This is a genomic window from bacterium, from assembly GCA_016716565.1.
In the GTDB taxonomy this organism is placed as follows: domain Bacteria; phylum Bacteroidota; class Ignavibacteria; order Ignavibacteriales; family Ignavibacteriaceae; genus IGN2.
Genome location: JADJWC010000001.1, coordinates 1,073,174 through 1,093,894, shown reverse-complemented (window position 1 = coordinate 1,093,894; position 20,721 = coordinate 1,073,174). Strand labels below are relative to the sequence as shown.

Genomic DNA, 20,721 nt, shown 5'->3' with positions numbered 1-20,721 from the left:
TACCATAGCACATTCATGGTATTTTTTTCCAGAATTTGATTCAAACAACAATTTGCCATGTAGTACCGTGCGGGTTCAAACTTGTAACTGTGGCATTTCCGCCCAGTGATTCTGCTCTTCTGATAATATTTTTTAATCCAAGACCATCATCCGATATTTTATTTATATCGAATCCGATTCCATCATCTTCAATCTCAAGAATAATCTTGTCTGACTTTTCAAAAATATTAATCGAAACATTTGTTGCCTGTGAATGCTTAACAATATTATTTAATATTTCTTTGTAAATGAGAAACAAATTTCTTCTGAATCCCAGGTCTCTTCCATCTAAAATTTTACAATCCTTGCAAATAAAATTATAATTCGTATCGGGTAACATTTTAGTCGCAGTCTCTTTCATTTTTTGAATAATATCTACCGGATTATCATTCGAAGGATTGATAAACCATATAATATCTCTAATTGACTCAACACTTTCTTTCGCAGTTGCAGTTATATCATCGAGCTGTTGTTTTTCCTTTTCTTGCAGATTTCTACTTTGGACAAGCATCTGGCTTGCAACAGAAATACTGCTAAGATTACTTCCTATCTCATCATGAAGGTCACTAGCAATCCTGCTTCTGATTGAGGCTTTCTCTTTTTCTTCACTTCGTTTTATTTCATTTATTCTATTACCAAGGGCGAACGAAAGAATAGTCATTTCCATAAGCATTCCAATTTGAACACCATAATCTGTTAGAAAGGAAATGGAGAGTAATCCAATATTTCTCAATGCTCGAAAAATTATACCAATAATAAGAAATGATACTGCAATCGTATAGTAAATAGCATTTACGTTCCCTTTGAAAGAAAGATAGATGCACACTGTTGCCAAAAAAATAAAATAGGATAGACCCAAATAAGTTGTTAGTGATGTATCTGTTGTTTCTGTAATCAAAATTACGCTGACATATATCATTGAAAAGATTATAAAGAATATAAATATCTTATCAATTAATATTGATGTGTTTTTTACTTGCAAATATTCCCTTGAAAACAAACTTCCTAATATTATCATCATTGAAACCACCACGATACCATTTTGCATATTGTATTTGCCTAGATTTAATGACAGATACAGAAAAGCAAAACCATCCGTATTGGCCAAGTAATAACAAATAGCTAGACTATAAAAAAAATATAATAAATAGCTTATATCTCTAATGGAGAAGAAAAGAAATAAATTATACAGAGCTAGAATGATCAATCCGCCGTAAAAGACACCTCTAATTAAATATTCGTTTCCTTCATTTTTATAAAAGACTTCAGGAACAATGATATTAATATTAATAGGGATCGATCTTCCTGATTCAATTCTAATAAAATAAGTTTCTGTTTCAAACTTGTTCAAGAATATTGGAAAAACAATTAAACGATGTTCGACTTCTCTTTCATTAATTGGATAAGCTATACCTGCCCTTTTCTCAAAATAAATATTTCCCATTGATGGTACATAAAAGCATACATTATCTATGCCTCCATAATTTAAATTAAGCAACCACTTTTTATTTATTTCGGAATTATTCTTTACATTAAATCTCAACCATATTGCTTCATTCCTATACCCTAAACTTGCTTCATTATTTTCCATTGGTCTGAAATTATCAACTGCTTTTCCATACGCCACATCCTCTAATGTAAGTTTCTTTGTTTCATCAAATAATATGTCTGTATATGGATTGATAGGAAATTTATCTTCAAAATCCGTGAGAATAATTTGGCGTTGTGCCAAAGAGGGTATTGTGCAAAAACAAACACAGAAAGTTATTATTTGAAACCACTTCATAACTTGATCAGTTTAAATCATTTGTATAGTGAAAGAAAACCACTGTAGTTTACTTTCTCAGGAATACTTTACACTCACTAATAAATTTCTCTTTTACTTCTATAAAGGGAAAGTGGCCACAATTTTTTAAAACAACTAATTTGGAATTTTTCATAAGTGTTGTTAATCCCTCCGCATATTTAACAGGGATGGGATCATAATCACCATGAATGATTAGAACCTGGCTATTATTTTTTTTCAAGTTTTCTCTCAAATCAAATCGAGATAATTCTTTGCCCAACAAAATAAAAATTGGGAAAAAATTTTGTGCGGTATTTTTCGTAAAATTTAAAGTCAGGTTATTTGCTTCAGAGGGGTTAAAAAAAGTACTTTTAAAAAAATCGCCAACTAATTTTCGAAAGGTTACAATATTATTTTGAGGTGAGCCAGCTGAGATTATGAAATTTACTATTGCCAAACTGTCTTTTGGAGATCTTTTTGTTTCTGATGACGCACCTATTACACTTGTGAGAATAATTCTATCAACATTATTAGGATATTTTAGAGCGTAGCAAGTGGCAAGCAGACTACCCCATGAATGCCCAAGCAAATTCATTTTTTCTATTTTCAATTCCTTGCGGAGATTCTCGAGATCATCAACGAAATTCTCTAACGTTATTGAATTACTGTCAACGACGCATTCTGATCTTCCTGTGCCTCTTTGATCGTAAAATATTAACGTAAATTCATCAGCCAATTCACCAAGTTGAGGCAGTAAATAAGTGTGGTCCAAACCTGGTCCACCGTGAATTATTACTAATGTATCTCCCTGCCCCATAATTTCATAAAATAGCTTAACAGAATCGGCAATAAATAAATACTTTTGCTCCGGGATATTTAATTGAGCAAAACCAATTTGCAGATATACCAGTACCAGTAAATATATTTTACCAAACATAGAGTATATATTTTATTACTAATTATAAAAAAAATGTGATAAAGAATTGATCAGCCAAAGCTGGAGGTAAGTCTGTATATGGCGATCAATTTGCGGGAAGTTTTTTAAGCCTCGCTTGAACTTAATCGAAATAAGAATATTAGTCAATAGGCGCATATGAGTAAATTATTTTGTAACATATGAAAGCGAATTTCTGTGTTGATTAAGATCAGAATTTGGTAATAAAGAGTGAGTTGAAAATAATAAATACCTTGATTACCATTCTTCATCGTTACAAAGTGCCATACATAATAACCACCTTTATATATTTAATAAATAGAGTAAGTATCTGCAGACTGTATGAGACTTTTATCAGAACTTTTAGTTTTTTGTTTAATTACTATCACCAACTACTTCAAAAACTACTTCAGCGTTTTTTAAGTGCCTTAATTATAATAGGTTAAAGCGATGGGTAGATGCCTCTTAATCAGCAGGTCACTTGTCAGGAATCGACTTTCTTTCTTAAATCTTTTCAATATTACTTAAGTCTAATTATACATAAATTAATATATAGCGGTACCAAAGTGGAACCCTCACCTTAAAATGTTTTGATTTCGGGCTAAATTAAAAGGATTTTCGACATCGCAAGTAGTCCCTGACTCTCCGCAAAAAAATAGTTGTAATTTTTAGCTAGAAACAAATGATTTTCCCCGAATGCTGAGAACACAAGACTCTCCGCAACTATTCTATTAAATTCAAGAATGACGATTTTAGCCTGTTTTGGAACTTATTATTCCCATTGATGCACTCAGATACCTTTGTCTGAATATGAAGTGGAGACTTTTTGGAGACCTTTTACTAGTAGCAGCTAATATTAAATATCTGATAAGACTTACAATTGACACCAGCGATTAGCAATCCAAAGTCTTCATAGTTGGAAAGATTAATGTCGACACTCAACCCGATCAACGACTATACTACTGAAATTATTTGCAAGCTAATTGATATTTTTATGCCAGAAAAGAAGCGGGCATAACTAAAAGGTTTAGGTATACGGATAGAGAATTATGTGTGACTAATGCTAAAGTCACAATAACTTAGCAAAAGACACATATTTTTTCTTCGGGAAAGAAGTTAGAATTATTCTGATTGGTACATATGAGAATTTTAACAGGTATTGTGATATGGTAAATTGGTTCGATCTAAATATTAAAAAAGGCCAGGTGTTTAGCCTGACCTTAATAATATAACGGAGGTATTTATATTTCAAAGATGATCACCACAAACAAACTCGTCAACCAAGCCTTAATAGTTTTGCATTTATTGCAACTATTATTGTACTAAGTGACATCAAAACGGCACCGATTGCTGGACTGAGAACAATTCCTGCAGAATATAATACTCCCGCGGCAAGTGGTATTGTAAGTATATTATATCCTGTTGCCCAGACTAAATTTTGAACCATCTTTCTGTAAGTTGCTTTTGCAAATTTTATAAGTGACACCACATCTTTCGGATTGCTCTTAACCAAAATAATATCTGCTGTTTCGACGGCAACATCAGTTCCTGCACCGATAGCAATTCCAACATCAGCTTGTGCAAGTGCTGGTGCATCGTTCACCCCATCACCTATCATTGCTACGCTCATTCCTTTGCTTTGCACTTCTTTTACCTTTGCCGATTTTTTTTCAGGCAGCACTTCGGCAAAATAATCTTCTAGTCCTAATTCATCAGCAACCCATTTTGCAACTTGCTTGTTGTCTCCCGTAAGCATCATCGGTTTTATTCCCATTTCTTTCAATTGCCTTATTGCTTCTTTTGATTCTTCACGAATAATGTCAGCAAGTGCGATCGCCCCGACAACTTTATCATCAATTAAAACATAAACAACTGTTTTACCCTGTTCAGAAAGCTCTTCAACCTTCGAACTTTGTCCATCGTTTTCCGTTTTGTAACCTCGAAGGTTTTTCTCTTCAAGGTAACCGGGACTGACCACTTTCACATCCTTTCCATTTACTATTCCTTCAGCCCCTTTGCCCGGGATAGAATTAAATTCTTGTACTCTTAATTTTTCATCCGCTGAATTGATAATTCCTTTCGCAATGGGATGCTCTGATTCAGATTCAACGGCTGCTGCATATTTGAGGATTTCTTTTTCATTAAAATTGCTGTCAAATGAAATTATTTCTGTCACTCCAAATTCACCTTTGGTCAAAGTTCCGGTTTTATCAAAAATTACCGCCTGTATATTTCTTGCCTGTTCAAATGCGGTTCTGTTCCTGATCAGCAAACCGCTCTTTGCAGAAAGTGATGTTGAAACAGCTACAACAAGTGGAATTGCCAGACCAAGTGCGTGTGGACAGGTGATTACCATTACAGTTACAGTGCGTGACAATGCAAAATTAAAAGATGAACCCTCAAGCAATAACCATACGAACATTGTAATTGCACCGGCTAATATTGCAACAATCGTCAGCCAAAACGCAGCTTTATTTGCAAGGTTCTGTGTTCTCGATTTACTTTCCTGTGCTTCAGTAACAAGTTTAATTACTTGCGAGAGAAATGTTTCATCTCCCGTTTTTTCAACTTCTATTTTAATCGATCCCTCTCCATTAATCGATCCGCCTATTACTTCATCACCTTCAACTTTGGAAACCGGTTTCGATTCACCTGTAATCATCGCCTCATTAATAGAAGTTTTACCTTCATAAATTTTTCCGTCAGCGGGTATTTTTTCACCAGGTTTTATCAATAATCTATCTTTATGCTGTAAAGAAGAAACTTTAACTTCAACAACATTTCCATCATTATTAATTTTATGTGCTTCATCTGGCATCAGCTTTGCAAGTTCTTCGAGTGCTTTTGATGCACCCATAACTGACTTCATCTCAATCCAGTGACCTAATAACATTATATCGATCAGTGTTGCAAGTTCCCAGAAAAAATCTTCTCCACTCACACCAAATACTACTGAGCTGCTGTAGAAATACGCAACCGAAATTGCAAGTGCGATTAACGTCATCATTCCAGGTTGTTTACTTCTCAACTCATCTAAAAGTCCCTTGAGAAATGGCCAGCCGCCATAGAAATAAACAATTGATGATAGAACGAAAAGAACAATCATATTACCATCAAAACTTAATTTATCACCAATCCCTAACAGGTGATGGATCATTGGCGAGATGACGATTATTGGGATTGTTATGATTACTGAAATCCAGAAACGCTTACGAAAATCTTCAATCATACGACCGTGATGCTGGGAATGATCGTGTCCCTGATGACCATTCTTTGAATGATGCATTTTTTTATGCGAATGATTCATTTTGTGATGATCATGAGCTTCTACCACCTTATGATGTTCCTGATGGATATGGTTTTGATGTTCGTTTTTCATTTATTTACCTCCAAAGTATTTCATTAAATTATTTACTGGTCAAAACATAACAACATCGTAATGGCTATTCGTTACATTTAAATGAAATTGATTTACAGAATTTTGGGAGTTATAAATAATGCAATGATATGTCAAACTACTTCACAGACATATCATTGCAGAAAGATATTACTTCAGTATGTAATCGTGTTTTAGTAGATTTTCTTTTGCTTCTTTCAATGTTACCTCCTTTAATTCCATTTTACATAAAGGACAAATTCCGGCTTGATCGGAGATAACATTCCAGTCCATCGGATCCTGAAAGACTTTTGCATCTTTATTCTCATCTAAACTTATTAAATCAATCTCACCGGTGCGGATAATTGATGAGTCAATTTTGGTTTCCACCTTATTCATATTGCTATGATCATGTCCTTTGTGGTCATCGCCACAACCAGCAATACTGAGAGTTACTAATATCATACAAACAACAAATGCTATTTGCAGATAAATATTTATACCTTTTTTCATAACCTGTTTCCTTTCTTTTAGTGATTATTGTGTTCTTTTGAAATTGAATTGTTTTCATTGTCATTCATCTGATTAGGGATAGTATTATCGTGTTGGTGTCCTGTTGGCATTCCACTTTTTAATTGACTTTCAGAGTCGATTAAAAATCCGCCGCTTGCTGCAACTTCATCACCCTCATTTAATCCGGAATGAACTTGGTATTTATCTCCAAACTTTAATCCTAGTTGTACATTACGAGCTTCAAACATTCCGTCGGAAGTTTTAATCCAGACAACATTCCGGTTTCCCGAAAAAATAACAGCATCAGCGGGAACCAGTAAGCCGATTCCGGCATCATAAGAAAAAACAGTTTCGCCATACATTTGAGGTTTGAGTTTACTCTTTTGACTGCTCAACTCACTTCTTACTTTTACAGTTCTTGTCTGCGGATTAATTACGGGATAAATGAATGTTACTCTGCCTGAAAATTCTTCTCCCGGATATGCTTTTAATTTTAGTTTTACTTTACTTCCTATCTTAATTGTTGAAAGATCAGTTTCATTTACTTCTGCAATGTTCCAGAGTGTTGAAAGTTCAGCTACTTCATATATTGCAGTACCTTCATTAACATACATTCCTTCCTGCACTTTCTTTTCGATGACCGTTCCGCTAACCGGCGAATAGTATGTTAAAGTAAGATTAATTTCACCGGAATTTTTCAGTGCCTCAATCTGGCTTGGCGTTAAACCAAACAGCTCCAGTTTTTTCTTTGATGCTTCAGCCAAAGTAATATTTTCATTCTTAGAATTACCCAAAGCTATCAGGTATTCATTCTGTGCCTGCACAAGATCGGGACTATAAATCTCAAACAATGCCTCTCCCTTTTTTACATAGTCTCCGGTTTTATCAATAAATAATTTTTCGATTCTGCCGTTAAATTTTGCAGGGATCGTTTTACGGCTTTGCTCAGCAAAATCAAGATAGCTGTAAGCAGATAATTCTTTGAGCAGCTTTTCATTCTTAATCTTTACAGTTGAAACATTTGCAAGTACCTGTCTGTCGGAAGTTAAAGTCAGCATACCTTTCATATTTGATTCCGCTGTGTCATCTGTCTTTCCGTCTGTAACTTTTTTTATTAAATCCATATTGCAGATTGGACACGCACCCGGTCCATCTTTTTGAACTTCCGGATGCATTGGACAGGTCCAGTACTCTTTTTTAGCACTTGAATCATTTGAATCCGAGCAGGCAAAAGCAAATAAAAGAATTAGTATAAATGGTATTAAAAAATATTTTAGATTTTTCATTTTATTAATTTCCTTCTGTTAACAATAAATTTTTAAGATTTGCACCCACCATCATTTCTATTTCTGCAAGCGACATCTGCACATCCGCTTTTGACATATAATAATTCATCTTTTGCATCAGTAACATTCTATATGAATCAATTACCGTTGTAATACTGGTTTTTCCGTTTTGATAAGCTGTTGTCTGGGATTCAGCTGAATTAGCGTATAGTGGAATTACTTCCTGATCGTATAGATTCATCAGTTCTTTAGCAGTATTGTATTTCACCAAAGTTTCTTTAAGCTGTGCCGTCATTTCCCTTTGCATATTATTTTTCTCATACTCTATACCTTTAATCTCAGACAACAGTTCTTCTTCTTTGTTATTATATTTGCCTGATGACCATGGAACAAACGGCAGAGTAATAGAGGCCATCAACGAATACATATACTCCGTTTCCTGCGGCTCGTGTGCAAGCATCGATAAATCTGTTTTTGATGTCAGAATCATTCCTTGCGGCATTCTCATCACCATTCCTTCAACCATCAAGTCCGGAACTAGTTCGCTGTTATTGGCATTAACCATCGCTTTGTTCATTTCTATCATGCTATTCATTTTTAGAAGAGAAGGATTTTTATTGGAAAGTATCTCCTCAAGCTGTGCCTGTGAATAGCTCAACGTATCGTCATTTACATCTTCATCAATAGTTAATTCTTTTGAATCAAGTTTTCTGCCGAGAAGTTTGTTCAATTTATAAATTTCTGCTTCTCGCTGTTTCTTCAGTATAATAAGCTGAGCATTATTTGATGCTACTTCACTTTTTATTGTTAATACATCAGCCTGGTTAATCCTGTTTACCTGATAACTAATTTCAAGCGAATATGAAAGATTATTCAGCAGATCAATATTCTCAAGTTGAATTTCAATTTTCCTATCCAGCTGCCAGATATAGTAATAAGACATTTTCACCTGTGCTGTGAGATTTGTTTTGTACGAGTCATAATCTTTTTTTGTCACCTCGACATTCTGAAGTTCAACATTGTTCATTGCACTTAACTTACCGCCGAGGGGAAACATTTGAGAGATTGACAACGAATTTGAAATTGCATCGTCCCAAATATTTATTTCGTCAATTGGGACTTGGGTAAATTCAATTCCAAGTGTCGGCGGTGGAAAATTATCAACCGATCCTGCTCTGTACTCCCCGGCATAAATTCTTTGCTCTATCGATTTAAGCTGTGGATTATTCTGTAATGCCTCATTCACTAATGAATCAACTGACTGAGCTTTTACTTGCCAACTTATGACTAAAAGCAGAATTGCTGATAAAATATTTATAAGATTGTTTTTCATTTTTAATTTATAATTGTTCATCTAATTAGCCCTCCTTCATCCAATCGGACATTTTGGATAATTCTAATTTTCCTTTTTTTAATGCGTGTTCTTTCATTATTGCAAAAAGAATCGGAGTTACGACTAGTACGTGTACCGCAGAAGTTAAGAGCCCGCCAATCAGTGGAGCAGTCAGCGGTTTCATAACATCTGAACCAGTCCCGGTTGCCCACATAACTGGAATTAATCCAACCATAGAAGTTCCTACTGTCATCAGCTTGGGTCTTAGTCGCATTACAGAACCTTCAACTGTCGCTTCATAAATATCTTTTTTTGTAATTGCATCTCTTTTACCGTTTTTATGGTCCCGGATCCTTTTATCAAGAGCTTCGTGCAGATAGACGACCATCACAACTCCGGTTTCAACGGCAACACCATATAATGCAATGAAACCAACCCATACAGCGACAGAAAAATTGTATCCGAGAATGTAGATCATATACATTCCTCCAATTAATGCAAATGGTACTGACAACATCACTACACCGGCTTCCATATAATCTTTAAGTGTAAGAAAGAGCAGAACAAAAATTATTAGAAACACAACAGGCATAATTATTTGGATAGTCTGCTGTGCACGAACTTTACTTTCATATTGTCCGCTCCAGGTATAACTGTAACCAGCTGGAAGTTTAAGATTTTCTTCAATAACTTTTTTAGCATCGACCATTACACTTCCCATATCTCTACCCCTTGTATTCATAAATACTATTGATCTCAGCATCCCGTTTTCACTGCTTATCATTGGTGGACCTGTAAGTACTTTCACATCTGCTAATTCGGAAATGGGGAGATATGTAATTGCATTTTGTTCAGTGGTAAGTAATGAAAAACCGCTTTGTCCACTAGTGGGTTGAATAGTAACACCTGCATTGTTTGAATTTCCCATAGAGGACATTCCACCACTGTTATTACTAATTCCTATAGATGAATTATTATTCATTGCAGATTGAACATTCATCTGTTGAGATAATGACACTGGAATAATCAAATTTTTGATTTCCTCGACATCATCACGGTAATCTCTTTGATAACGCATTCGAATCGGGAAACGCATTCTTCCTTCAATGACTACACCTAAATTTTGTCCGCCGATAGCTGTTTCGATTATATTCTGTAAATCGCTGATGTTGACACCATATCTTGCCGCAATCTCTCTTTTAATTTGTATATCGAGATAGTATCCGTTTTGTACACGTTCAGCAACTACATCAGCAGCCCCATCAACTTTTTTTAATAGTCCTTCTGCTTTTATTGCGTATGCTTCTAATGTATCTAAGTTTTCACCGAAAATCTTAAATCCGATATCAGTTCTAACACCGGTTGACAGCATATTTATTCTGTTGATGATCGGTTGTGTCCACCCGTTTGTTACTCCGGGAATCTGAAGCTTGTGTTCGAGTTCAGCGACAATATCCTGTTTTGTTATCCTTGGTCGCCACTCATCCTTTGGTTTCAATACAATTATGGTTTCGATCATACTTAATGGTGCATTATCTGTCGCAGTTTCTGCCCTTCCGGTTTTTCCCAGTACGTGATGAACCTCGGGAACAGTTTTAATTATTTTATCCTGTTCTTGCAATATTCTGTTAACTTCAGTTATTGAAGCGCCAGGAAGTGTTGCGGGCATGTAAAGTATTGAGCCTTCGTCAAGCGGCGGCATAAATTCACTTCCGGTATTCAAAACCATCGGAACAGTAATTAACAATGCTATGATATTTATAGCAATAGTTATTTTGCGATGCTTTAAAACCCAATGAATCAATGGTTCATAGATTTGCACGAAGAGTTTTGTAACAGGATTTTTATTTTCAGGTCTGAATTTTCCCCGCATCAGCATAGTCATTAATACCGGAATTAATGTAATAACTATGACAGCAGCACCAATCATTGTAAACGATTTTGTAAAGGCTAATGGTGTGAACATTTTCTCTTCCTGTCCGGTTAATAGAAAAACAGGAATGAATGAAACTAAAATGATCAGTTCAGAAAAAAATATTGCACGTCCCACCTGTTTCGCAGAGTCGATTGAAATTTTTATGTATTCTTCTTTTGTGAGAGATCCTTTTTCTTCAATCGCCCTGGCAATATTGCGATACGCATTTTCAACCAAAACAATGGATGAATCAACAATAACACCTATTGCTAATATTATTCCTCCAAGACTCATAATATTTGATGTTATATCGAAAGTATACATCAATATGAAGGAGATAAGTACTGCGATAGGTATTTCAATCAGGATTCTTACAACACTTCTGAAATGCATGAGAAATATGGCAACCATTATTCCCACAACAATTGCTGCTTCTATTAATGCCCTGTCTAAAGTTCCGATTGCTTCTTTGATAAGAGTACTTCTATCGTATGATGGTACAATACTAACACCGGAAGGAAGACCGGAAGATATTTCCTTAATTTTTTCTTTAACTCTTTCAATCACAGTCTGAGCATTTTCACCGGATCGCATCACTATTATTCCACCAACAACTTGTCCAAGTCCATCTTTTTCTAAGGCACCTCGTCTTATATCTCCACCAATCTGAACCTTTGCAACATTTTTAAGCAGTACAGGAATTCCATTTGTAAATGATTTTACAACCGTGTTCTCAATATCTTCCTTCGATTTTATATAACCCTGTCCGCGAACAAAATATTCGGCATCGCTAACTTCTAATATTTTACCACCAACTTCGTTGTTACTCCGCTGCACTGCACCAACAACATCCGATACTGTCAGGTTGTACGCTCTTAAATCGGTAGGATTAACATCTACCTGATACTGCTTTACATATCCACCGATACTTGCAACCTCGGCTACACCTTCGACAGAAGACAACTTGTATCTGATATACCAATCCTGTATCGATCTGAGTGTTCCAAGATCATAATCTTTTCCTTCCACAGTGTACCAAAAGACGTGTCCAACACCAGTTCCATCCGGTCCTAAAGATGGAACGACTCCTGCAGGAAGTTGTGCCTGGATTGTATTCATCCTTTCAAGAACTCTTGACCGAGCAAAGTACAGATCCACATTATCTTGAAATATCACAAAGACAAAAGACATCCCGAACATTGAATTTGCTCTCACTGCTTTTACAGCTGGTAAGCCTTGTAATCCCGAGACAATCGGGAATGTTACCTGGTCCTCAATGATCTGGGGTGATCTACCCATCCATTCAGTGAAAATTATCACCTGATTTTCGGAAAGATCCGGTATTGCATCCACAGGTAGATTTATAACGCTGTAAATTCCATAACCGATTATAATAATGTATAGCAGAATTACTATGAATCTGTTATTCGCTGACCAATCAATTATTTTTTCAATCATCTTATTTCCTTTGAAATTGTTTATTGTCTTTCTGAAGACAAGTAACTTTAATACGAATCGTATTTAGTTAAGTAACAGAAAATTGTTGAAGCAAGGATAAATTTATCCTCAACTTCCCGGAAAAGAAATTAAGATATGATTAGATCAGTAGAACTGAGTTGGAGATATATAATTCAGGATTGATTAAGAATGGGGGCGAAGTATCACAGTAGAAAGATACTTCTAATGAAAAATCAAATGTATGGGGGATTAAGACAATTGGCTGTAATAAAATCTCAGAAGAAGTAAAATAGTTTACATCGGTTTTAATATTTACAAATTCATCTTCAACTTTATTGTACACAAATTCTTCCTGGCAGCAAACCGTATTCTCAGAAGATATTGTAACTCTATTTTCAAATGTTCCTAAAGAGCAACAGGAGAATACAATTTCTTCCATCTCGTTTACGCAAACATCACACTCATTCAATGATTTTTTCTGCATCATATCACAGAAGTGATAATACACAGGAAGCCCGGTTGTTGAAATCAGGAAAAAGAAAGCCAGAGTTAATATGGATATTTTTTTCTTCGTCATCTGTGAGCAAACATAAATATTTAACTAATAGCAAGCAATGATAATGTCGTGGAAAATGTTGCAGAATTTTAGATTTATTTTACAAATATTTTTTCGATGATTCCCAACGGGGTATATACTGATTCATTTTTTTGTTCGTTTTTGACGGAGTTTTAGTAAAGTAAACATAATTTACAGCACGAAAGCCTTTGCGAATAAAATATTTTTACTTTGATAGGTCACAAAATAAAGATTCGCATCATACTTCGACTCACTCTATTTTGCACTTTGCAAATCCTCCGAGTTTATAGATAACAACGAACCTTGAAAACAAAAACTTTCGTTTAGGAGTTTATTTGCTTGATGTCAAGCATTGAATCCTCATTATTATGCATCTCTGTCTAAACTTTAAGAATTGTTCAATAAATAAATTGCATTTATTCTAAATTTTAAAGGCATTATACTTGTATTAGTTTTCGTGCTAATGAATTTAGCAATAAAATATATTGTTCAATATTTATGGAGTCTTTATGAAAAACATTATGAAATTTTTTGGAGTCTTACTGCTGGTTATTTCCTTCATCGCTTGTTCGGAAGAACCACCTTCATTCAGAGTAAAAAATGATTTCACTAACAAGGCGAACGTCCAAATTAAAACTACTGCTAACACTGAAAACATTAATGATGTAGAACCTGGAACAACTACAGCTTTTAAGGATGTTGCTGAAGGAAGAGTTGAAGTAACCGCCGAAATTCAGAATGTTGTTGATGAGCCTACCGGCATTTTTAATGCAGAGCCAGACAGAAACTATACAGTTGTCATAACAAATAATAATCCACCAACTATCAGAATAGATGTATCTGAAAAATAACATTTAACATTTTAAGTAAAGCAGTAGTAGTAAAAAATTATAATTCCCTCCCCTATTCAATCCCGCTTAGCTACGGTTGAGCGGGATTTCTTATAGTCTAGATTGCTGCGTCTGATGAAATATATTTCTACTAAAAATATTTTTCTTCCTAACAAAAGGCAGATAGTCTAAAAATGATGGAGACCTTTTGGAGACCTTCTCAAAAATAATTCGTTTTTAATCAAAATTCAAAGCATTTTACATATACCGGAGCATCCCTGACTCTACGCAAACATTGTGAATTAACAAATTATTGATTTCCATAAAAAAAGCCAGCTTTGACTGAAGCTGGCCTGATTGTCATTCGGAAAATTTTACTTTATCAATATCATCTTCTTCACTGACACAAACTTCTCCGTTCTCAATTCATAGATATACATTCCGGTTGCAACATCGCTTGCATTCCATTGATAGCTGTATTTTCCTGCTGTCAATGACGTGTTAACCAATTCTGCAACTTTTTCTCCCAATGAATTGTAGATTAATAGCTTCACACTACCTACATCTTCCGGCAATGAGAACTCTATTATCGTGCAGGGGTTAAATGGATTAGGATAATTCTGAAATAATTCAAATTCATTTGGAGTAAATAGAATTTCTACTTCAAGCTCATTTGAATATTCATACGACCCATCATAATCAATCTGCCTGAGACGATTATAATATTTTCCATCTTTTAATTCAGTATCAGTAAATGCATATTGCTTTTTTTCAGTTGTTGTTCCAAAACCAGGGACAAATCCAATTTTCTCCCAAGTGCTTGAGAATCTTTCAACTTCAAATCCAGTATTATTTGTTTCAGTTGCTGTTGTCCAGCTGAGAATTACATTCTTATCCTTCTGGTGTGCGATGAATGAGCTCAGCTCAACAGGAACAGTACCAGTGTTTACTTTTATTGTACAAAAGCTAGCTGTTTGCCCACCACCTAAATAAATATTGTTATAATCGTCTAAAGCAATATCATAAGCACCAAAATCTCCCGATGGATTCCTTACCGTCCAGATATCATTTCCATTTTCATCGTACATAACCGTAGCAAAATCTCCACTGTAATACAAGGGGCTGACACTGCTTCCTCCGGTTATAAAACTATTTCCAAATTCATCCAACACTAATGCTCTGGCTTCATCCTGTGTGTAACCTGCAGGTCCGTCATAAGTTGAGTGCCACAGTACGGTTCCATCAGAAGAAAGTTTAATGGTCAGATAATCGTAATTATTGCTTCCTCCACCACCTACATATGTTCGGCCTGTTACATAAACATTTCCTTCATTGTCAACAGCAATATCTTTTGCTTCATCAGTTGAAAAGCTGTTGCTGTATCTTTTCACCCATGCTGTATCACCATTAGAGTAACACTTCATCACTAGAAAATCAACAAATGTTGAAGCTCCGCTGTAACAATGCCCGGTTGCATAAACGTTTCCATAGCTATCAACTTTTATTGCCTTTCCGTGAATCTCACCCGTAACCGACGGAATGTTGTAAAGTGTTGCCCATTGATAATCACCATCTGAATTGAACTTAACTATCATTGCTTTAATTAATCCCGATGCCTGACTATAACCAGTGACATATACATTTCCGGATTCATCAACTGTCATTGCATATGGAATTTCAACACTGCTTGAAGTCTGGTCATATCTTGCTGTCCAGATTGTATCGCCACTTGATGGGTCGTATTTCACAACTTCAACTCCCCAATCGAGTCCATTTTTATTTGCTGAGCATGCTATGTAAACGAAACCTTGCAGATCTATCCCAACTCCAATCGATCTGTTATCAGGAGTACTGTCATAAAGTTTTTCCCAAATTATATTACCAGATGGACTGTATTTAATCGTGATACTTTTTGGTTGACCAGCTACAACTGTAAAACCGGTTACGTAAATATTATCATAAGCATCTACTGCAATTCCATCAACTGAACTTTCGCCTCCATTACCATACCTCTTTAGCCAAAGCGAGTCACCAAAAGTGTTGTATTTGATTGTTACTATATCAAGTGCCACTCCACTGCCAGCATTTTTTCCCGTGACTATAATATTACCGTTATTATCGGCTATTATTTTTGTTATGCCACCACCGCTTGATGGTCCATGATAAGTTTTAGTCCACTCGACAGTTGGCTGCTGAGCAAAAGTTTGAGCAGCAAGTACCAACAGGATTAAAATATTTTTTGTGATATCTATTGTTCTCATTTTTTATGTTCAAGATTATTAATTACTTGAGCAGTATCATTTTCTTTACAGAATGATAACTTGAATTATCTGTTCCCTTCGCATCGATTGAGTAAATGTACATTCCGCTTACAAGATTGTTTGCTTTGAAGTTTATATTATGTGAACCGGCAGAAAAGTTTTTATTTACCAGCAGACAAACTTCTTCGCCAATTGAATTATAAATCCTGATAATAACCTGTGCATCAACTGGCAAAATAAAACTTATAGTTGTGCTTGGATTGAACGGATTAGGATAATTTTGTCCTAGTGAAAATGCATCAGGCGAAGATAAAATATCATCAGGCTGAACAGAGGTTAAGAGCAACCAGGTATTTGAGGCTTTGAAAGAGTTAATCCATTCAATACCATTCCAATATTGTGAAATAAGAACATCTAGGTTACCATTTTCATCGTAAGAATAATTTTCCCGACTTGTTGATAGCCAGTTACCGCCGTCCCAAACATCCATTAAATAATTCTGAAGAAGATTTGCGCCATCATAGGTTTTGACCTCTCTATATGTATTTGTCCACTCCATTGATTGCAAAATCCATTCCTGGTTTTCTACTTTTACTTCGAGACTGGTGCCTGGTAGATATTCATAAGTTGTGTGATATTTATTTTGCAGTCCAAGAATTTCACTTTCCCAGAATTTTGTAAGCTTGTCTACCACATTACCAATACCATCATATTCATAATAGATTTCAACTGATTCTTTCCAGAATGTTTCGGACCACCAAAATGAAGCAATTAACTCTAATTGATTTTGTGGATTATAACTATATTCATCTAAGAAGGATTGCTTCCAATTTCCTTCGATCCACTCTTCTGTTAACTTTTCTGAGAGGTCGTCATTACTATTATATTGATGTGTATACTTATATGCATTAATCCAGGATGCTCCATCCCATTGCTGATCGACTATTGTTTCAAGATTACCCGAACTATAATAAGTATAGATTGTTTTATTCATATTATCCCAACTTGTCCCGTTCCAATGCATTACATCGTACTCGATCAACTGGTTATCAGCGTTGTAGGTTGAAGCGTACTGGTAAGAATTTTCCCAGGCTGTCCCATTCCAATTCTGTTGTTCGTACAGAGAGACTAAATTATTTAAATAATAAGTTGTCAAAAAGCGACTTGTATTTTCCCAGTTACCATTATTCCAAAATTGATTAACCTCCTCAGTAACCAAACCTTCCGGAGTGTATGTGTATGATAGTAAACTGCTGTTTTCCCAATGTGTTCCATTCCAGAATTCGCCCATTTGGTAGACGAGGACATATCCATTATCAAGGAATTTTTTTGTAATCATCGACCGATCTGATTTAATTTCTTTTTTGGAAATATGGGAATCAATACTCATCTTTAAAATGTCATCGGATTTAGTAAATACTTTTTGTTGTAATCCTGCATTCTGTTGAGCAATCGAATTGGATTTAATAAAGATAATTACTCCGATCACAAGCAATATTTTTAATAGTTTTGTATTCATGATTTTTCTCTTTTATTTTATTTTTTAAAGTTTTTTATAAAAATGTGAGGTATTCGTCCCACAACTCTTGCCTGTAAGGAGGCTGGTCAGACAATTTTGTCACAGGACGAATACGATTATCTACAGATAAAATTTTACTACTTAAGCAGCATCATCTTTTTTACCGATCTGAAATTTGTGTTGTCAATTCCTGCTGCATCAATTGAATAAATATATAACCCACTAACAAGTTCATCTGCTTTGAAGTCAATTGAATGTGATCCTGCATTAAAATTATTGTCTGTCAGTGTGCTGACTTGCTCACCTAATGCGTTGAACACTTTTATTGTGACTTTAGAATCAACAGGCAGTGTGAAATTAATCGTCGTACTTGGATTAAATGGATTCGGATAATTTTGTTCTAAGGAATATTGAGCTGGTAAATTCATATCAACTTCAATTTCATTCGAATAAACTGTTGATCCATCAAAATCAATTTGCTTGAGACGATAAATGTTTTTACCACTATTCGCTTCCAGATCAGTGAATGAATATGAATGAGTTTCTGTAGTCGTTCCATATCCCGGAGCGAATCCAATTTGCTTCCAATTACCATTATTTTTCTTTTCGATATCGAACCCCATATTATTTGTCTCGGTTGCAGTTTTCCATATCAATTCGATACCATTCCCAACTACTGCTCCGGTAAACGATACTAACTCAACTGGTACAATAGGTTGAAATATTATGTTGTCTATAAATAATGGAATGACCGTATTCAAGTTTGCGTGTTTAAACGCTATGTGCAGATTCCCAACAGTATTAATATTGACTGAGTACTGCTCGAAATTATATGTCAAAGGAATCTGCTGAACTTCAATAAATGTTAAAGCATCATCAGGATCTGTCATCGTTCCTACAATAATAGGATTTCCACCGTTTGCCTGGAAGGTTATTTGTCCGCCTTCTGTTCCAATTTGAACTAACGGACTTACTAATGCTACAAACGCTGTCGAATCTAACTGACCATTACTTCCATCTATGCCATTCATAATAAATGTGGTATTTGGTACCGATGGTGCTGAACCGTGCATCACTGTTTTTACTTCAGCAGCTGAATTTGAAAGCAAAACTTCCAGATGACCTGTCCATCCGCCTGGTAACTCTGGTGGATTGATTGAATCAAAATATTCAGCAAAAGATACAAGCGGAGCTTGTGCCTGATTAAAAGTAATATCATCTAAAAACAACGGTGTTACTGTGGAAGTATTTGCATGTTTAAATGCAATGTAAGCTGTTCCTGCTGGTGGAAGCGTAACCGAGTATTGCTCAAAATTATAAGTTAATGGAACTTCATGGATCAATGTAAACGTGGATGTATCTGAAAGATCAGTCATCAATCCTACTTTTATGGCATTTCCGCCATTTGCTTGAAATGTAACTGTGCCGCCATTCGGCCCGATTTGGACAAGAGGACTTACCAGAGCAACAAAAGCATTATAATCTGGCTGACCATTACTACCATCCAATCCATTCATTATGAAAGTTGTATTAGGTGCAGAGGGTGCCGAACCATGCATAACTGTTTTCACCTCAGCAACTGAGTTTGAAATCAACACTTGAAGTTTTTTTGTCCATCCGGCTGGTAGATCCGGAGGAGTAACACCATCAAAATTTTCGGAGAAAGATGTAAGCGATGTAATCTCGTCTGCTTCCAATTTAACAATCATAATTTGTGCAATTGGACCACTGCTATTAGATCTTCCTCCTAATACATATCCACCATCTGTAGTCGGTTGAATCGACTGAACTATATCATCTGTATTGCTGATTGGATAAGTATGATTGTAAATTACATTTCCATTTGTATCAGTCTTTAAGAGCCATGCATCATTAAAGGTTGCCTGACTTACGAACTTCGTTCCTGCTGCAATGTAATTTCCATTTGGTGTGATTTGCAAAGACATTAAACCACCCAAGCCATACATGTTTTCCCAAATCACATTTCCATTTACATCGAACTTCATCAGCCATCCTCGATAAAATCCGGCCCAATATGGTTCTTTTTCACCGCAAACTATATAGCCACCATCATTCGTAATCTGTATTGATCTGAAGATATCAATCTGTGTACCTCCAAAATGTTTTGTCCAGAGTGTATCACCATTGCTGTTAAATTTAACCAGCCAACCATCGTGTGAGGTTGTATCACCGTAAGTATAGTGTTTATCACCTACTGCAATATATCCGCCATCAGATGTTGGCTTCATTGAATACAGTCTTTCCCAGGAATCAAAATCACCATAGCTTTTATTCCAAATTACATTTCCATTACTGTTTACCTTAAGAATCCACGCTTGAGCGAGGTAACCTTGAAAATTCCCGAAACCTAAAGCAACAAAACCGCCATCTGAGGTTTCAAGGACATCATAAAAATTATCCCACTCTGATTCAGTACTTGGATTTGGATGATATCCATGACTCCAAGTTACATTTCCGTTGGCATCGGTTTTAATAAGCCAACCTTCTCCATACCAGCCAAAGGCTGTTGATGCGCCGGCAACGATATATCCTCCGTCTGATGTTTGCTTCACAACGTAACCTTCATCAATGTAAGTGTCACCGAAATGTCTGGTCCACATTGTATCACCGTTAGCATCCGTTTTTATTAGCCAGGCATCCATATTTAGGGAACCGTTGTCTTTTCTTCCGATAGCAATATATCCGCCATCGTTTGTCTGTTCAGCGTAATAACCCCAGTCCATCCCGGAACCGCCAAAATTTTTAGTCCAGGAAACTTCAGGCGGAGTTTGAGCATTGATAACTATTGTAAGCAAAAGCAAGGATGTAGTTATTATCCATCTACTCATTATTCATTTCTCCTTTATTTTATTTATTAATTATTAGTTAAGAAA

General features: G+C 35.5%; 12 protein-coding genes. 1 reads left to right on the top strand and 11 read right to left on the bottom strand.

Translation table 11 applies throughout. The features are described from left to right. Positions 1–40: 40 nt before the first annotated feature. The 8 genes from IPM14_04690 to IPM14_04655 form a co-directional block, all read right to left on the bottom strand. Positions 41–1,771, bottom strand: a complete 1,731-nt coding sequence (locus IPM14_04690) for a hypothetical protein (GenBank protein ID MBK9097419.1) — start codon at positions 1,769–1,771, stop codon at positions 41–43. Between the two features lie 103 nt (positions 1,772–1,874). Beyond that, a complete protein-coding gene (locus IPM14_04685; GenBank protein ID MBK9097418.1) occupies positions 1,875–2,762 on the bottom strand; it encodes an alpha/beta fold hydrolase in 888 nt (295 codons plus the stop codon). 1,273 nt (positions 2,763–4,035) lie between these two features. Beyond that, a complete protein-coding gene (locus IPM14_04680; GenBank protein MBK9097417.1) occupies positions 4,036–6,138 on the bottom strand; it encodes a copper-translocating P-type ATPase in 2,103 nt (700 codons plus the stop codon). 168 nt (positions 6,139–6,306) lie between these two features. Further along, entirely contained in the window at positions 6,307–6,648 is a 342-nt protein-coding gene (locus IPM14_04675; protein ID MBK9097416.1) for a hypothetical protein, read from the bottom strand. Positions 6,649–6,665: 17 nt separating this feature from the next. Then, positions 6,666–7,934, bottom strand: a complete 1,269-nt coding sequence (locus IPM14_04670) for an efflux RND transporter periplasmic adaptor subunit (GenBank protein MBK9097415.1) — start codon at positions 7,932–7,934, stop codon at positions 6,666–6,668. A 4-nt stretch (positions 7,935–7,938) separates the two neighbouring features. Further along, the gene (locus IPM14_04665) at positions 7,939–9,288 is read right to left on the bottom strand and encodes a TolC family protein (GenBank protein ID MBK9097414.1); all 1,350 of its coding nucleotides are present in this window, start codon (positions 9,286–9,288) and stop codon (positions 7,939–7,941) included. A 4-nt stretch (positions 9,289–9,292) separates the two neighbouring features. Further along, entirely contained in the window at positions 9,293–12,640 is a 3,348-nt protein-coding gene (locus tag IPM14_04660; protein ID MBK9097413.1) for an efflux RND transporter permease subunit, read from the bottom strand. Positions 12,641–12,779: 139 nt separating this feature from the next. Beyond that, a complete protein-coding gene (locus tag IPM14_04655; protein MBK9097412.1) occupies positions 12,780–13,217 on the bottom strand; it encodes a hypothetical protein in 438 nt (145 codons plus the stop codon). A gap of 509 nt (positions 13,218–13,726) precedes the next feature. On the opposite strand from IPM14_04655, the gene IPM14_04650 reads away from it, so the two are divergent. Then, positions 13,727–14,068 carry a hypothetical protein gene (locus tag IPM14_04650; protein MBK9097411.1) on the top strand — a complete coding sequence of 114 codons (342 nt, stop codon included), beginning with the start codon at positions 13,727–13,729 and terminating at the stop codon, positions 14,066–14,068. Between the two features lie 353 nt (positions 14,069–14,421). On the opposite strand, the gene IPM14_04645 is transcribed toward IPM14_04650, so the two are convergent. The 3 genes from IPM14_04645 to IPM14_04635 form a co-directional block, all read right to left on the bottom strand. After that, positions 14,422–16,308: an SBBP repeat-containing protein gene (locus IPM14_04645; GenBank protein MBK9097410.1), complete on the bottom strand. Its 1,887-nt coding sequence runs from the start codon at positions 16,306–16,308 to the stop codon at positions 14,422–14,424. A 22-nt stretch (positions 16,309–16,330) separates the two neighbouring features. Then, on the bottom strand, positions 16,331–17,827 hold the full coding sequence (locus IPM14_04640) for a T9SS type A sorting domain-containing protein (protein ID MBK9097409.1): 1,497 nt from the start codon (positions 17,825–17,827) through the stop codon (positions 16,331–16,333). A 137-nt stretch (positions 17,828–17,964) separates the two neighbouring features. Further along, a complete protein-coding gene (locus IPM14_04635) occupies positions 17,965–20,676 on the bottom strand; it encodes a T9SS type A sorting domain-containing protein (protein MBK9097408.1) in 2,712 nt (903 codons plus the stop codon). Positions 20,677–20,721 lie beyond the last annotated feature (45 nt).

What these genes read in the sequence shown, in the direction of transcription:
- IPM14_04665 (MBK9097414.1), bottom strand. Translation starts at nt 9,288, where the DNA reads ATGAACAATTATAAATTAAAAATGAAAAACAATCTTATAAATATTTTA.
- IPM14_04680 (MBK9097417.1), bottom strand. Translation starts at nt 6,138, where the DNA reads ATGAAAAACGAACATCAAAACCATATCCATCAGGAACATCATAAGGTG.
- IPM14_04640 (MBK9097409.1), bottom strand. Translation starts at nt 17,827, where the DNA reads ATGAATACAAAACTATTAAAAATATTGCTTGTGATCGGAGTAATTATC.
- IPM14_04645 (MBK9097410.1), bottom strand. Translation starts at nt 16,308, where the DNA reads ATGAGAACAATAGATATCACAAAAAATATTTTAATCCTGTTGGTACTT.
- IPM14_04675 (MBK9097416.1), bottom strand. Translation starts at nt 6,648, where the DNA reads ATGAAAAAAGGTATAAATATTTATCTGCAAATAGCATTTGTTGTTTGT.
- IPM14_04635 (MBK9097408.1), bottom strand. Translation starts at nt 20,676, where the DNA reads ATGAGTAGATGGATAATAACTACATCCTTGCTTTTGCTTACAATAGTT.
- IPM14_04655 (MBK9097412.1), bottom strand. Translation starts at nt 13,217, where the DNA reads ATGACGAAGAAAAAAATATCCATATTAACTCTGGCTTTCTTTTTCCTG.
- IPM14_04670 (MBK9097415.1), bottom strand. Translation starts at nt 7,934, where the DNA reads ATGAAAAATCTAAAATATTTTTTAATACCATTTATACTAATTCTTTTA.
- IPM14_04660 (MBK9097413.1), bottom strand. Translation starts at nt 12,640, where the DNA reads ATGATTGAAAAAATAATTGATTGGTCAGCGAATAACAGATTCATAGTA.
- IPM14_04650 (MBK9097411.1), top strand. Translation starts at nt 13,727, where the DNA reads ATGAAAAACATTATGAAATTTTTTGGAGTCTTACTGCTGGTTATTTCC.
- IPM14_04685 (MBK9097418.1), bottom strand. Translation starts at nt 2,762, where the DNA reads ATGTTTGGTAAAATATATTTACTGGTACTGGTATATCTGCAAATTGGT.